General features: G+C 46.9%; 12 protein-coding genes and 1 tRNA gene. 7 read left to right on the top strand and 6 right to left on the bottom strand.

Annotated elements, in window-relative coordinates; translation table 11 throughout:
- Positions 1-133: 133 nt before the first annotated feature.
- Positions 134-1,255: a branched-chain amino acid ABC transporter substrate-binding protein gene (locus tag AC0IWZ_RS12850; protein WP_034496440.1), complete on the bottom strand. Its 1,122-nt coding sequence runs from the start codon at positions 1,253-1,255 to the stop codon at positions 134-136.
- 530 nt (positions 1,256-1,785) lie between these two features.
- Between AC0IWZ_RS12850 and AC0IWZ_RS12855 the strand changes: the two genes are divergently transcribed.
- From AC0IWZ_RS12855 to AC0IWZ_RS12865, 3 genes are all read left to right on the top strand, one after another.
- Positions 1,786-1,861: transfer RNA gene (locus tag AC0IWZ_RS12855), tRNA-Asn, on the top strand.
- 137 nt (positions 1,862-1,998) lie between these two features.
- Entirely contained in the window at positions 1,999-2,697 is a 699-nt protein-coding gene (locus AC0IWZ_RS12860; RefSeq protein ID WP_471677138.1) for an RluA family pseudouridine synthase, read from the top strand.
- A gap of 414 nt (positions 2,698-3,111) precedes the next feature.
- The gene (locus AC0IWZ_RS12865) at positions 3,112-3,897 is read left to right on the top strand and encodes a hypothetical protein (RefSeq protein WP_034496442.1); all 786 of its coding nucleotides are present in this window, start codon (positions 3,112-3,114) and stop codon (positions 3,895-3,897) included.
- Between the two features lie 99 nt (positions 3,898-3,996).
- Here the strand turns inward: AC0IWZ_RS12865 and AC0IWZ_RS12870 are convergent, their stop codons facing one another.
- Positions 3,997-4,479 (bottom strand): glutathione peroxidase, encoded by a 483-nt coding sequence (locus tag AC0IWZ_RS12870; protein ID WP_471677137.1) that lies wholly within the window; start codon positions 4,477-4,479, stop codon positions 3,997-3,999.
- Between the two features lie 309 nt (positions 4,480-4,788).
- Here AC0IWZ_RS12870 and catA point away from each other — a divergent pair, with 309 nt between their 5' ends.
- A complete protein-coding gene (gene catA, locus AC0IWZ_RS12875; protein ID WP_471677136.1) occupies positions 4,789-5,466 on the top strand; it encodes a type A chloramphenicol O-acetyltransferase in 678 nt (225 codons plus the stop codon).
- A gap of 27 nt (positions 5,467-5,493) precedes the next feature.
- Here catA and AC0IWZ_RS12880 read toward each other — a convergent pair whose 3' ends face one another.
- Positions 5,494-7,422: a putative bifunctional diguanylate cyclase/phosphodiesterase gene (locus AC0IWZ_RS12880; protein WP_034496444.1), complete on the bottom strand. Its 1,929-nt coding sequence runs from the start codon at positions 7,420-7,422 to the stop codon at positions 5,494-5,496.
- Positions 7,423-7,439: 17 nt separating this feature from the next.
- On the bottom strand, positions 7,440-7,934 hold the full coding sequence (locus AC0IWZ_RS12885; protein ID WP_034496445.1) for a putative pterin-binding protein: 495 nt from the start codon (positions 7,932-7,934) through the stop codon (positions 7,440-7,442).
- Between the two features lie 1,372 nt (positions 7,935-9,306).
- Between AC0IWZ_RS12885 and AC0IWZ_RS12890 the strand changes: the two genes are divergently transcribed.
- The gene (locus tag AC0IWZ_RS12890) at positions 9,307-9,711 is read left to right on the top strand and encodes a tautomerase family protein (RefSeq protein WP_034496446.1); all 405 of its coding nucleotides are present in this window, start codon (positions 9,307-9,309) and stop codon (positions 9,709-9,711) included.
- Positions 9,712-9,841: 130 nt separating this feature from the next.
- Here AC0IWZ_RS12890 and AC0IWZ_RS12895 read toward each other — a convergent pair whose 3' ends face one another.
- Positions 9,842-10,630 (bottom strand): helix-turn-helix transcriptional regulator, encoded by a 789-nt coding sequence (locus tag AC0IWZ_RS12895; RefSeq protein WP_471677135.1) that lies wholly within the window; start codon positions 10,628-10,630, stop codon positions 9,842-9,844.
- A 67-nt stretch (positions 10,631-10,697) separates the two neighbouring features.
- Here AC0IWZ_RS12895 and AC0IWZ_RS12900 point away from each other — a divergent pair, with 67 nt between their 5' ends.
- Positions 10,698-11,426: a class I SAM-dependent methyltransferase gene (locus AC0IWZ_RS12900; RefSeq protein ID WP_471677134.1), complete on the top strand. Its 729-nt coding sequence runs from the start codon at positions 10,698-10,700 to the stop codon at positions 11,424-11,426.
- Between the two features lie 142 nt (positions 11,427-11,568).
- The gene (locus tag AC0IWZ_RS12905) at positions 11,569-12,024 is read left to right on the top strand and encodes a GNAT family N-acetyltransferase (RefSeq protein WP_034496448.1); all 456 of its coding nucleotides are present in this window, start codon (positions 11,569-11,571) and stop codon (positions 12,022-12,024) included.
- Between the two features lie 322 nt (positions 12,025-12,346).
- Here the strand turns inward: AC0IWZ_RS12905 and AC0IWZ_RS12910 are convergent, their stop codons facing one another.
- Positions 12,347-13,666, bottom strand: coding sequence for an amidase family protein (locus tag AC0IWZ_RS12910; RefSeq protein ID WP_410373134.1), 1,320 nt, complete (start codon positions 13,664-13,666; stop codon positions 12,347-12,349).
- Between the last annotated feature and the right edge of the window lie 186 nt (positions 13,667-13,852).

Genomic DNA, 13,852 nt, shown 5'->3' on the forward strand with positions numbered 1-13,852 from the left:
ACGCAGCCAGAATTAATAAGGCGTCATTGTTGCAGCCAGTTTGGATACGGCCAGCGCGGAAGAACCGGAGCGTACATGAAGTACGTGAGGATTCTGAGCACTGCCCGGATTCAAAATGGCAAATAAAATAGCCTTATTGGACTTCTTTGTATTTACCCTGCGCATCCCACTGATAAACCACATAATCTGAGACTTTTAAGTCGCCCTTCTCATCCCAGGCTTTTTTACCCATCACGGTATCCACCGGATTGGCTTTTAACCAGGCGCTGGCTTTGGCGGAATCGGTGCCGCCTGTGGCTTTGAAGGCCGCAGCAATTGCCTGAACGGATGCGTAGGAATAGAGGGTGTAGCCTTCTGGCTCGAATTTGCTGGAGCGGAATTTATCAATAACGGCTTTGCCGTCCGGGATCAAACGCGGATCTTTCCCGAAGGTCATGTAGATACCGTTGGTGTATTGTGGGCCGCCTGCGGCTGTGACCATCTCTTCGTTTACGATACAGTCGCCGGAGAAGAATTTGGCCTGCACGCCCTGTTCACGCATCTGGCGCACCAGCGGCCCGGCTTCCGGATGGCAACCGCCGAAGAACACCACGTCGGGTTTTTGCGCACTGATTTTTGTCACCAGCGCGTTAAAGTCTTTTTCGCCGCGCGACAAACCTTCATACATCACGTCATTGACGCCACGTTTGGCGAGCGCGGCTTTGGTCGCATCGGCCAGCCCCTGCCCGTAAGTGTCTTTATCGTGAATGATCACCACGCGTTTAGCTTTGAGCTTATCAATAATGAAATCGCTGGCGACCTTTCCTTGCTGGTCATCACGCCCGCACATGCGGAACATATCGTTCATCTTGCGCTCGGTGATAAGCGGGTTCGTTGACCCTGGAGTGATAGCCAGGATCCCCGCGTCGTTATACACCTCGGACGCAGGCATAGTGGAAGATGAGCAGAAATGGCCAACCACAGCTTTCACTTTATCCTGATCCACCAGACGGTTAGCGACGGACACCGCCTGTTTCGGCTCACAAGCATCATCACCCTGCACCAGTTTGATTTTTTCGCCGTTAATCCCGCCTGCGGCGTTGATGTCTTCAGCGGCCTGCGTCGCGCCATGCCAGTATTGATCGCCATAAGTGGCGTTCGGCCCGGTGAATGGCCCGGCAACACCAATCACAATATCGGCCTGGGCGGAGAACGCCGTCACCAGACAACCTGCCAACACAAGAGAAAGAGGACTTCTGATTAATTTCAGCGACATTTGTATGTTCCTTAGCAAAGAAGCAAAGAGGTTTATGCACAACGGTTTAAGACCATTCACAAGCAAAAACACGAACGAGTACAAATTGGACTATCCAGACAAAATCCTGTGATTTACGGCGGGGTTTCCTTACGGGGTATCCTTACGATTTTCACGGCCCTGAACATTAAGCAAAATGGTTGCCAATGTTGTTAACCGAATGTCATTGTTTCGACATATGTCAGTATAGAGCGCGGTTGAAAGCGGCCCGGTATCACAGATTGAAATTACAGCGGGGATCACATCTGCTTAACAATAAAGCAGAAAAGTTGAGAATTACGCCGCTTTGCACCAATAAAGAGCTTACTGATGAAGTGGTTAATCATGCTTAAGGAGTTGAGTTTGCGTGAAATGAGCAATGGATGATTAAGACAAGGACAATTCGCCTTAATACTCAACAAGTTGACTATAAAAAGAGCAAACAAAATTCTTTTTCGCGAACCCTTTGACATGCCCCCTGCTTCTCGTTAATATGCGCCCCGTTACACAATTCCTCTGTAGTTCAGTCGGTAGAACGGCGGACTGTTAATCCGTATGTCACTGGTTCGAGTCCAGTCAGAGGAGCCAAATTCGAAAAGCCTGCTTAGGAAACTAAGCAGGCTTTTTTTGTGTCTGATGATTGGGGCTAAAAGCCGAATAACCCAATTCGCCTGTCGGTTTAAAGTTCGCTATCATCCGCTTCCACTCTCCGTCCAGGCAGTCTGATGTCTACCATTATCGATAATTTTATTGCCCCGCCGTGCCATGAGCAGATTGAGACGCTCTATCAGGACGAACATCTGGTATTGATCAATAAACCTACCGGGTTACTCAGCCTCTCGGGGAAAAACCCGCAGAATCTCGATTCAGTGCATCATCGTCTGGTACAAGAATTCCCCGGCTGCACCCTGGTGCATCGCCTGGATTTCGGGACTTCCGGGCTGATGGTGATTGCGCGCAATAAAGCTATCAACGCCGCTCTATGCCAACAATTCAGCCAGCGCGCAGTCACCAAAGCCTACAGTGCGCTGCTCTGTGGGCATGTGAGCGACAACAACGGGGTGATAGACGCAGCGATTGCCAAAGATCCGGCGCTGTTCCCGCTGATGTCGATTTGCGCCATCAACGGCAAGCCTGCACGTTCTGGCTATCGGGTCGTTGAACGCTTTTACCGTGAGCGGGAAGACGGGGCGTTACTGCCATTGACGCGGGTAGAACTTACCCCGGAAACCGGGCGTACTCATCAACTTCGCATTCACTGCCAGCAATTGGGCCACCCTATTTTGGGCTGCGACCTATACGGCGGCCTTCTGTTGCCAGGAACTGAACACACCCCGCGGCTAATGCTGCACGCCAGTGAGCTGGATTTTGTTCATCCGGTCAGTGGTGAGTTGATTAAAGCACGCAATGCGAGTCCGTTTTGAGTAAGGACAAAAACTTTCACGCCACGCTCCGCCGCTTTATCCAACGCGGCAACAATCTTCGGTGCTTTGAACTCATAAGCCATCATTTCAATCGTTTTCCACAACCCGCCTTCAAATCATGATCTTCCACGCAAGTAAATTTTCTGATTCCTGATGTAAAAACTTTTGGAAAAAAACTGAAATTCAAGCGACATATGCAGAACTTGCTACGCTTTGGTTGAAGTTAAGCTTTCTGATATCTCAATTTAAAAGGTCATCCCATAATTTTGGGGGGACTGCGGTTATCAAACGCTGCTATGCGTAACCTGTTGTTTATTGAGGTACGTATTCCATCCCTGAACCTGTAGCGGTGAAGTGGCCTTGCCGAAGCCAGGAATTTGAATGTTTAAATGACTATTACTTAGGGCAAAGTGGATGACACTAAAAAATACAGTGCTGGTGATGGCGGGAACATTGGCGGTAATGACGGGCTATGCTAAAACGCCCACACCTGATGCTTCACAAGCCAACAATCCGCTCGCCAATATGACAGCCTTTAATATGCAGAATTATTATATTGGTGATGTCAGTGGCTCTGATAAAGATGCAAATCAGTTCTGGTTTCGCTACGCCAAGCCCTTCTCCCTCGGGGAGAGTCAATGGCTGCTGCGTGCGTCTTTACCCATAAATACTTACCCTTCCCCTCCTACAGGGGGGCATCAGACAGGATTAGGCGATCTTAACCTGTTTACGGCCTACCTGATTGATACAGGAAATCCTGCAATCAGTTTCGGCATTGGCCCTCAGCTTACCGCGCCAACAGCAACTGAAAACGCTCTTGGAACGCAGAAGTGGTCTGGTGGGCTCGTGAACGTGTTATTCAATGCCAGCTCACCCGTTTTCCAGTATGGCTATCTGGCTTCCTGGCAGCATAGCTTTGCAGGAGAAGGTGACAGAGCCGATGTGAACATAGGTGCATTCCAGCCCTTCGCCTTTTATCAATTAGGGGGAGGCACCTATCTTCGTGCCGCACCGATCTGGAATTATAATTTCCAGAATGACAGTTATGGCGTTCCGTTGGGTGTCGGTATAGGTCAGGTTATTAAGCAGAAAAAAACGGTTTATAACTTTTTTGTCGAGCCTCAATTTTCTGCCGCAGATCATGGCCCTGGGCAGCCACAGTGGCAGGTTTTCGCTGGGTTGAATTTACAATTTCTATAGCATAAATAAGCGGCTGATGACGTCCCGGCGCAAGGTTCGACATCAGAGATGAGATATCTGACGCGCTCTACAATTGAAGGGTTCGAATGACCGAAACAGTTAGATTGCAAGTGCTGCAAGGATTGCGGCTTCCATTTTCTCCGGGGTGGTGAACGGTGCGAAACGTTTGAGCGGTTTACCATCGCGTCCGACCAGGAACTTAGTGAAGTTCCACTTGATCCGTCTACCCAGCACGCCGGGCAATTCGTTTTTCAGATAACGGAACACCGGGTGCGCTGCGGTTCCGTTGACCTCTACTTTATCGAACATCGGGAAGCTCACACCGTAGTTAATGTGACAGGTCTGCGCGATTTCGTCGGCGCCGCCGGGTTCCTGTTTACCGAACTGGTTGCAGGGAAAACCAAGCACCACCAAACCATGGGTGGCGTACTTTTTGTAGAGTGCTTCAAGGCCAACGTATTGTTTCGTGAAGCCGCAATGGCTGGCGGTATTCACGACCAGAACCACCTTACCTGCGTAGTCGTCAAAAGAGATAAGCTGGCCGCCCAGACTGGTGGCTGTAAGTTGATGAAAGGGGGTCATATCGGAATCCTCAAAGCAGAACCTGTTGCTGAATACGCGGCAGTTCTGGTGCTCGGTGAATCGGATCTTACGCATACTAATGTGCCGTTACTTCATACTTATTTGCCGATAGGCAAACACCTGTAGATTGCACATTCTACATTTATTATCTGATATATTAAATGTTTTACCCCCTTCCCTGCTGTATAAGAATGCTCTACTCACAAAAATGCGTTCACTACCAAAATAGTTTGGTTCTATGGGCTTGCATAATTCATAATAAAACTTAGACTAACATCTGATATATAATTTATAATAAAAGGTTAAAAAATGGAAAAAACAACCCTGGAATATACACCTGTTGACTTGTCTCGTTGGGCAAGGAAGGAGCATTTTGAGGTATTCCAGTCATTTGCTCAAAGTACAATTAACCAAACTGTCCTGATAGATATTACCGAACTGCTAAAACATATAAGGGAAGCTGGCTGGAAATTTTACCCTACTATTATTTTCCTCCTTTCTAAAATCGTAAATAGTCATGCAGAGTTCCGTATGGCTATAAAGAACAATGAGCTGGTCATATGGAATGAAATTCATCCAAGCTATACTATTTTCCATAATGAAACGGAGACCTTTTCATCATTATGGAGTCACTACGATGGCAATATTCATCACTTCCAGGACGTTTATTCAGAAGACGTTGCACGTTATGGTAATAACCTTTCTTATTGGCCGAAGGGGGAGTCTCGAGAAAATATCTTTTTCGTATCGGCTATTCCTTGGGTAAGTTTCACCAGTTTTAATATTAATGTTGCTAACATGCAGAACTTTTTTGCCCCCATGTTCACTCTTGGAAAATACTACAAACAAGATGGAAAAGTATTGTTGCCGCTCGCAGTTCAGGTACATCATTCCGTGTGCGATGGGTTCCATGTGGCAAGACTAATCAACGAGTTACAAGAGATGAGTGATGGCATCAAGCACCTTTCAGAGGAACTCAATGCTTGATGCGCCAGAAGTCTTGAAGACCTCCATTTATCCGTATCTGATTTTCCCATCTATATAAGGCTGAGGTTTACCAAACAGATAGCCTTGTATGAAATCACAGCCCAGCAACTGAAGGCTTTCCAGTTGCTCCTGTGTTTCAACACCTTCCGCAACGGACTTCATATTGAGGGATTTCGCCATGCCGGTGATGAGCCTGATAATATTAAGGGCGTCTTCCTGTGTCGATATCGAATGCACAAAGGATTTGTCTATTTTGATTTTATCGAAGGCAAGCCTGCTGAGGCGCGAAATAGAAGAATAACCGGTACCAAAATCATCGAGGGAGATTTTAACCCCCAGAGCCCGCAGCCTGTTAAGCGTATTCATCGGCGTATTGCTCTCAGTAAAGAGAGAGGATTCTGTCACTTCCAGTTCAAGACGCTCAGCGGGAAGTCCCGTTTCGTTCAGAATGGACAACACCATTGTGGCAAAGGTTTTACTGCTTAGCTGGACAGGAGAGACATTGACTGAAATTTTAGTCGGAATCACCCAGGAAGCGGCTTCGCGGCAGGCCATCTCAAGCACCGATTTCCCCATCTCGTTAATCATTCCTGTTTTTTCAGCCACAGGAATAAAGCTGTCCGGCGACAGGAGTCCCTTCTGAGGATGAATCCAACGAATAAGGGCTTCATAACTATAAATTTCCTGGCTGAAAGAATCGACAATAGGCTGATAGTAAACCACGAATTCTTTATTCACTAACGCCAGTGCCATATCATGCTCAAGGGTTCGGCTTTCTTGCAGCTTATCTAACATCCATTGCCGGAAGACTTTTATCTTACCAGCGCCTTCCTTTTTGGCTTCATAAAGGGCCAGATCGGCAAATTTATAAAGATAGTCGGAGCGGCGTTCAGTGTCTGAGACGACAATACCGACACTGGTGGTTATATTGATAATCGTATTATTAATAGTGTAGGGCTGGCTGATTATATTGCATATTTTTTGGGCTTGTGAAACGGCACTGCTCTCCGTCAGGCCACTGGAGAGAAACGCAAACTCATCCCCGCCTAAACGATAAAGCGTATCGGAAGTCAGGCCCATTGAAATAAGACGGTGTGATATCTGGCGTAATAACATATCGCCGACATCATGACCATACGTATCATTGACCTCCTTGAATCGATCTAAATCAAACAACATCACATTCACAGAATTATTGGTTTTTACTGCGATCTCGATGGTTTCATTTAAATTCCCCCAGAAAAAATGGCGGTTATTCATTTCTGTCAAAGAGTCATGGTAGACGTCATACTCCAACTTTGTATTCTGGATTTGCAATTTTTCTTTAGATTCCTGCAGTGCTTCAGCAAGACTCTTTACCTGAAGATGCGCCTTCAGAATATTTCTGTTTTGATAAAATATCAGCACGCCGAGTATCGCACTCATTATGATCAGCAATACAGACGTCGCTGAGTAAATATAGTACAGGGTTTTAATTTTGAGGTTGGCGTCATTAATTGAATTAATGTCTTTGTCTAAAGCGCCGGACGACAGACGAGCCAGTTGTGGGTCAAGCGTCTGCATTCTTTTCAGGTATGCCTGGAGTTCTGAGCGGTTCATTTTCTCAAGATGAATATCCAGATACTCAAGTGTCTTTTCAAGCTGTAGAGCCAGTGCATGATGGGCTTTATTACTTTCTATGTAATCCCTCAGATCACCTTCTTTCATTAAATCACTCTGGCTGAGCATAATGTCGAGACGCATGCGCACATCATCCAGCGTCATCGTTTCATCAATAGTGTAAAGACCAAGCAACGACTCGAACCGGTAATACTCTGATACCATCTGTGCAGCAGACCACGAAGCGGCGTAGTGAGTCAGTTTCTGTAACTCTTGTTGCCTTTCATGCACAAGGAAAGAGATATACCCGGTAGATATAAAAAGGAAACAAATGATGCCAGCCAGAATTCTGTTCATGTTGGTCTTTAGACCCCTTACTCAATATTCATTCTGCTGACCTGCCAGGCTGACCTTGAATAATAAATCTGATTATTCAGCTCCGGCAGGCTGTCATAGGGGTAAACAACAAACAGCGGGCCTTTATCACGGATACGCATATATTCTCCGTTGATTTTTAAAGCAAGGATAACGTTGTATTTCTTAAAATCATTGAGGGGGATTTCAGTGGTGTAGTCATTGAGCGCAGTGACCTTTACAACAGAACCTTTCGCCCCGACATAATCCATGAGCTTTTGCAGTGGAATACCCGTAAATGTTGTGCGGCCATCATACCAGGGAGAAGTGGTCTGAAAGCTGACCATCCCCAGTTTCTCAAGGCTGGCGAGATCAAAAACGGCTTTTCCACCTTCATTTGTATTTTCGATATTACCTGAGAGCGTTAAAAGGATTTTACCGGCAGGCCTGGAAAATTCACCCGCCCAGACCGGTGTGGAGAGCGCAAAGCTTAACAGCATGACAATTAACCGCATTTTGACCTCGTATATCAACCGGATGTTAAAGAATTATAATTTAGATACTGTGCTATTTATATATGCTCTGGAACTATTGTTGATACAATCATTTCAACAATATTTTAATTCATTAAAATCAACAGGTTAAAAACAATTTCCTTTTTAAATTGATTAAGAAATGTCGATGCCGTTATTTGATATACATAAAACAGCGTTGCACCTGTGCAAAAAAAAACCACCTCTTTACTCAGCACAAATAAACACACAGCAATATAAAGGTTTATTTATTTGTGAGCCGACAGGAATTTCACGCAAGCAATTGTCAGCTGATGGTACATAGAGGAGTTCGAAGCGAAGCAATGATCCAAAAGCGCCTGGAAAGACCATCGCCTTATTCATACCGGAGTGGCCGACAAAAATTGGCCACGGCATGAGAGCATTTCTGGAACTATTGAGGAAACATATCAATGGGGAGAAGATCACAGCGTGAGTACCTTGATTAAGCGCAGCCAAACCGATAAGGCACCGAGGGCTCATCTGGGGAAATTATCAAGGTTAGTTTTATTAATGATTTATTGGGAGAACTTACAATTCAAAGGAGGGAGTAATCTTAAAAGCCCTGACCATTGCAGCCAGGGCTTTTAAGGTACTTCAGACTTCAGATTTAACATTAATGGACTTAATAAAATGATACTGCTATTTATACTGCTTTCAAATGTACCCGTTTACTACAGATAATATTGGGCATTAATACTAAAAATCCTCCCTCTATTTATCTCGTCATACACCTGCCTGCGCTTTCAGAACCTAAGCGTGGCAACCTAAACAAGCACATCACCCATCGCGACATATACTCTTTCATGCGTTGCCCGTTGCTCATACGGTTACCATAAACAAACGAAACCGTCAGCATCAACTAAAAAAAACAAGGCCTTACATCGTCGCGCTAACACTACCATTTTGCGAACCAGCACAATCACTACAAGGCCTGAATGCAACTACATCCCAAACAACAAACTTCGTGGCCTGTATAGCAAAATGGCTTTCCCAGAACTTCTTTCTATTCACTAACTTACTAACCACTTTCATTGTGCTGCTGAGTACTAATTTACTCATTTGAAAATGGAGGTCAATACTGTTTTTTAAAACATGTTTTTATTTACAGCGACAGTGATATATCCCGCCACTCATTGTACCGACCTACTAGCAAAGTCCGCTAGTGGCACGGAACGGACACGTTAACTGGGCTTAAAGTCCGCTGTGAGCGAGAAGGGGACGAAAGTTGCCCTCATGTTTTCGATTATGCCATCTTAGTCATCTCGTATCGTTCAAAAAATGCGGCAACACTTTTAATAATCAAGCTAAGTAATGACACATATAAGGAATCATTATGCCTGGAATAACGCTCACATTGTCTGGTTGCAAGGATCAAAAATTAACCAAAGAGTGTGTACTTTTAGCTACTCAAATCACATGCGAGATATTGAAGAAAAACAGCTTCGAAACCATGGTAATAGTAAGACATGTGGATGATGATGACTGGTTTATTGATGGCAAGAGTCTGGCTGAATGGGGGAAAAATTCGTTTAGACTTGAAGTTACTGTCGTGGATGAAACGTGTAGCAAAGATCAGAAAGCAGCGTATCAAAAAGCAATTTACAACGCTATGGACCAAGCTATTGGTAACCTACATCCTCAGTCAAATGTGCATGTTATTGATTGTAAAGCTGCTTCATATGGATACACAGGGATAACGCAAGAATACAGATATCAGCATAAAGATGAGTTTTACTAACCAAAATTTCTTTTCTATTATCGTTAATGAGGCGCATTTTGATTGTGGACTTAAGACGCCAACGTCCGCTTCTGGCACGAAGCCGCTCTTAGGGTTGCATCCTAACGGCTAAAAGAGAGCAGCGTTAAACTCAGGCTCTGTGCGATTTAATCTCGCCAGGCGAGTGGCCGAATTTACGCAAAAATGCGCGAGAAAATGCTGCGGCGCTTCCGAATCCAACCATGGCGGCAGCAGCTTTTACGCTATGCCCTGATCGCAGTTTTGCCCTCCCCAAGGCTAAACGCCAGCTGGTTAAATATGCGCCCGGCGATTGTCCGACGGTTTTCTTGAAGATTTCAATAAATTGCGCCCGTGACATTCCCGCGATGGCTGACAAATCGAGAATATTCCAGTTCGCCGCGGGTTTATCGTGCATGGCGATGAGACTCTTATGAAGTTTTGGGTGTGCAAGTCCCGCTAACAATCCGGCATCAACCGTGCCAATCGCGATTGCCCGACGGATTGCCAACACAACGACTACCTCACACAGGCGGGTTCGGACTGAGCCTCCACCGCAACGAGCCACGTCGATCTCAGCCGCGATCAGCTCTACCAGACCCAGTAATTGCGGCATCTCAGTCATGGAAAAACACAGCTCGTCTGGTAATGCACCGACCAATGGATTATCACTGCCGCCAAAATCTACCCTGGCAGCAGCGCACAACCTTGCCCCGGCGGGTAGGCCAAACGACTCCCTGACACGATAAAGTAAATGGGTCGGACCGCCTGAGTTATTTATGTCGATGATGAGAAGATTCGCGGACTCCGCGCAATCGCAATGCGTAGCACGGAGTTGAAAGGCTTGCAGAAAGGCCGTCAGGCGATCATGACTTAGTGAAGTTTCCAGATTTTCAATCATGTTTTTCTCAAACTTTATCATCAACAATCTTTTATCCTACTTCAAAGTGCTGAGATGACCCAAACCGAAACGATTGACAGGAGACGCCATGACCCAAGATTCTGCCGCTAAATTCGACGCTGTGCGTGCAGGGGAGTATGCACGACAAAGCCGGATCGCCCTCGCCGGATATGATGCCTGCCACGAGCTATCCGCCTGCATGCTGTCAGCCGTCCTGGGCGAAGGAAAGTCTGCGCGCGTGCTGGTAGTTGGCGCGGGCGGAACGGCAGGTGAAATCATTGCCTCAGCGAGACTGGAGCCATACTGGTCATTCGTCGCCGTCGATCCATCTCAACCGATGCTGGACCTTGCCCGCGTGAATATGACCGAAGCAGGAATGGCAGACCGAGTAAAAGCCGTTCAGGGCGTGGTCTCCGATTTGGATGCTGCCCCATTATTCGATGCAGCACTCATGATTGGCGTGTTGCACCACCTCCCTGACGATAAGGTAAAGCAAGAAGTTTTGGCAGGGGTGGCAATGCGCCTTAAACCGGGCTCCCCCTTGATTGTTGCGGGTAACTATCGCGCTTACGCTTCCCAGCCCTTGCTAATGGCTGGGTGGTCAAATCGTTGGCGAATGAACGGAGTGGGTCCGGAAGAGATTCAGGCCAAAATGAACAAAATTCTGCAGGGCGCAGAGCCTCCTCAATCGGAAGAAGCCGTCTTTGCCCTACTCAACGGAGCAGGCTTTGAGGAACCCATTCGTTTTTTTGCCAGTTTATTCTGGGGTGCCTGGTTGGCCCGACGCATGCCAGCATCAATGCCAGCATCAAATTGATCGAACAGTGGGTCATATTAAAGAAAATATCAGTAATAGGGGGTCTGTTGAAATCCGGCGATTCAGCATCTCTACTTGAAGAATTATGCATTTATCATCAGCATCTCCTATCCTGAAGAAGAACTATATAAAGGCTATCGCCATGATAACAGTAGATAAAGCAGATCCACTTTCTTCAGATTCTCATTCTTTAATAGAAAAATTGTCAGCAGAGCTTGCCGCTATTACTGGTGATAGTGGCAAAAGTAATTTCACCATAGACTCAGTGGATGGGGACAGGTCGCTCTGGGTACTGGCAAGAAACAAAAAAGGCGATGCGATAGGTTGCGGAGCTATCCGACCGTTAACAGAAAATATCGCCGAACTTAAAAGAATGTTTTCAGACCGGAGCTCCCCCGGAGTGGGAAAAGCTTTACTCACTTTTCTTGAAACATCCGCAAAAAATATGGGATATACAGAGCTCTGGCTTGAAACCCGATATGTTAACCATAAGGCTGTAAATTTTTATATGAACAATGGATACGTATCCATTGAAAATTACGGCCCCTATATCGGCCGGGAAGAGGCTGTATGTTTCTCGAAAGTATTACGGGACTGATACAAAGACTATTTAGCATAAGCGTAATTCTCCTCATACTTTTGTTTGTGCCGCGTGTTTATGACCGCTGTTGGCACAGGGCTACCAGCAGCAACGCTTTCTGACTGAGCAGGTTAGCTACGCGTTAGAGCAGTCGCAGACCATTTACTTGCCATATTTGTTGCGATTGAAAATCAACTGACGATACCATGATAGCGCCATCCGCCTCACCAACGACCAACATATATTCATGGCACAGGATCGCCTTTTAATCACGGTGCCAATGAACAGATAACAGCTACGGACCACATTACTTCTAACGTGATGTCTGTTTTGTACAAACCTATATGTCATTGCTCAGGAGAACGCATTCACACCCCAACGCCAGAGAGAGCAAAGAAAATTCATTCGACTCTTTCCCCAGAATTTCCATTCCTACCGGCAGCCCCTTTTGCGTCCTGCCACACGGCATTGTTATGGCGGGCAAACCGCTGATGGCTGCCAGTTCAGACGCACAGCCAGGGGGCATTTTATTGAGACTTTCGGGCAGTCGGCGAACCGTGGGATAAAGAAAACCCTCGATACGATTCTGTTCTGCAGCCAGCCCGAGTGCATGGGCTAATCGTCGCTGAAAGCGGCGTCCACTCAACCACAAAGGTTTGTTCAGGCTTTGATAATCCAGCATTTTTTCAAGCAGTGGGATGAACTCAGGCAGACATTCACCGGAATCCACAATTCCCCGCAGCGTTGTCGGCACAGCTGTTTGTGCCGCCAGCCAGCTGTTTATGGCGATCGGGAATTCATACATGCTCAGGCAAGACTGTGATTCAACCTCCGCCAGAATGGGCAGAGCGATCTCTACGATGACTGCGCCCGCCTGGCGTAATCTCTCCAGCGCCTTGTTCCAGACCGTTCGCTCATCGCTATTTTCTGCCTCCAGCGCGCGAATCACGCCTAATCGCACGCCTTTCAGCGATGTTGGCGATAATTCTGCAGCCTCTTCGCCGTGGAGAATGCAATGTAACAGCGCTGCATCCCGGACACTGTGGACCATAGGGCCAACGGTATCCTTACTCACGGACAGCGGCGCAACGCCCGCGAGCTGCTGTCGTCGGAAAGCAGGACGCAGTCCGACCAACCCGGTGTAGCTGCATGGAATGCGAATCGAACCACCGGTATCGGTTCCCAGCGCACCATCTGCCATTCCGGCAATCACAGATGCAGCACTGCCCCCGCTGGATCCGCCTGCGGTTAACGCCGGGCACAGTGGGTTACGGACATCGCCCCCCAGAGAACTCCGGGAGCGAACATCAAAAGCAAACTCTGACATATTCGCCCTTGCCAGAATAATCGCCCCTGCTTTCCGCAGACGCTGGATCACTAACGCATCCTTAGCCGCGATGACCGATTCCAGCGCCTTACACCCCAGCGTTAGCGGCAAAGACGCACAGGCAATATTATCTTTTACAATGAGGGGGATGCCATGCAGCGGCCCGAGGATTTTCTTTTCGCGGCGTAATTGCTGACACTTTTCTGCTTGAGAAATGGCCTCCGGGTTTACCCCGAGAATCGCGTTAAGGTGCTGGTTCTGCTCGACTATCTCCAGTCGTCGGGCTATCTCTTCCCGGCAGTCGGACGGTGGTACAAGACGCATAGTTCGCATTGAGTGATTTCCTATTTCAACTTAAACCTGCGGGCAAATTTCATTGTTGCTCTACACCTAGCCTAATCCCGCAGGATATCTGTTCTTTCCATCCCCTCATGCTTGCATACGTATGCAATTTAAAAAGTCATCCACCTCACAAAAACAAAACAATTGCCTTACAACTAAAACACCAACTATTAACTT

It is taken from the genome of Buttiauxella sp. AC142 (assembly GCF_979253435.1).

What these genes read in the sequence shown, in the direction of transcription:
- AC0IWZ_RS12850 (WP_034496440.1), bottom strand. Translation starts at nt 1,255, where the DNA reads ATGTCGCTGAAATTAATCAGAAGTCCTCTTTCTCTTGTGTTGGCAGGT.
- AC0IWZ_RS12860 (WP_471677138.1), top strand. Translation starts at nt 1,999, where the DNA reads ATGTCTACCATTATCGATAATTTTATTGCCCCGCCGTGCCATGAGCAG.
- AC0IWZ_RS12865 (WP_034496442.1), top strand. Translation starts at nt 3,112, where the DNA reads ATGACACTAAAAAATACAGTGCTGGTGATGGCGGGAACATTGGCGGTA.
- AC0IWZ_RS12870 (WP_471677137.1), bottom strand. Translation starts at nt 4,479, where the DNA reads ATGACCCCCTTTCATCAACTTACAGCCACCAGTCTGGGCGGCCAGCTT.
- catA (WP_471677136.1), top strand. Translation starts at nt 4,789, where the DNA reads ATGGAAAAAACAACCCTGGAATATACACCTGTTGACTTGTCTCGTTGG.
- AC0IWZ_RS12880 (WP_034496444.1), bottom strand. Translation starts at nt 7,422, where the DNA reads ATGAACAGAATTCTGGCTGGCATCATTTGTTTCCTTTTTATATCTACC.
- AC0IWZ_RS12885 (WP_034496445.1), bottom strand. Translation starts at nt 7,934, where the DNA reads ATGCGGTTAATTGTCATGCTGTTAAGCTTTGCGCTCTCCACACCGGTC.
- AC0IWZ_RS12890 (WP_034496446.1), top strand. Translation starts at nt 9,307, where the DNA reads ATGCCTGGAATAACGCTCACATTGTCTGGTTGCAAGGATCAAAAATTA.
- AC0IWZ_RS12895 (WP_471677135.1), bottom strand. Translation starts at nt 10,630, where the DNA reads ATGATAAAGTTTGAGAAAAACATGATTGAAAATCTGGAAACTTCACTA.
- AC0IWZ_RS12900 (WP_471677134.1), top strand. Translation starts at nt 10,698, where the DNA reads ATGACCCAAGATTCTGCCGCTAAATTCGACGCTGTGCGTGCAGGGGAG.
- AC0IWZ_RS12905 (WP_034496448.1), top strand. Translation starts at nt 11,569, where the DNA reads ATGATAACAGTAGATAAAGCAGATCCACTTTCTTCAGATTCTCATTCT.
- AC0IWZ_RS12910 (WP_410373134.1), bottom strand. Translation starts at nt 13,666, where the DNA reads ATGCGAACTATGCGTCTTGTACCACCGTCCGACTGCCGGGAAGAGATA.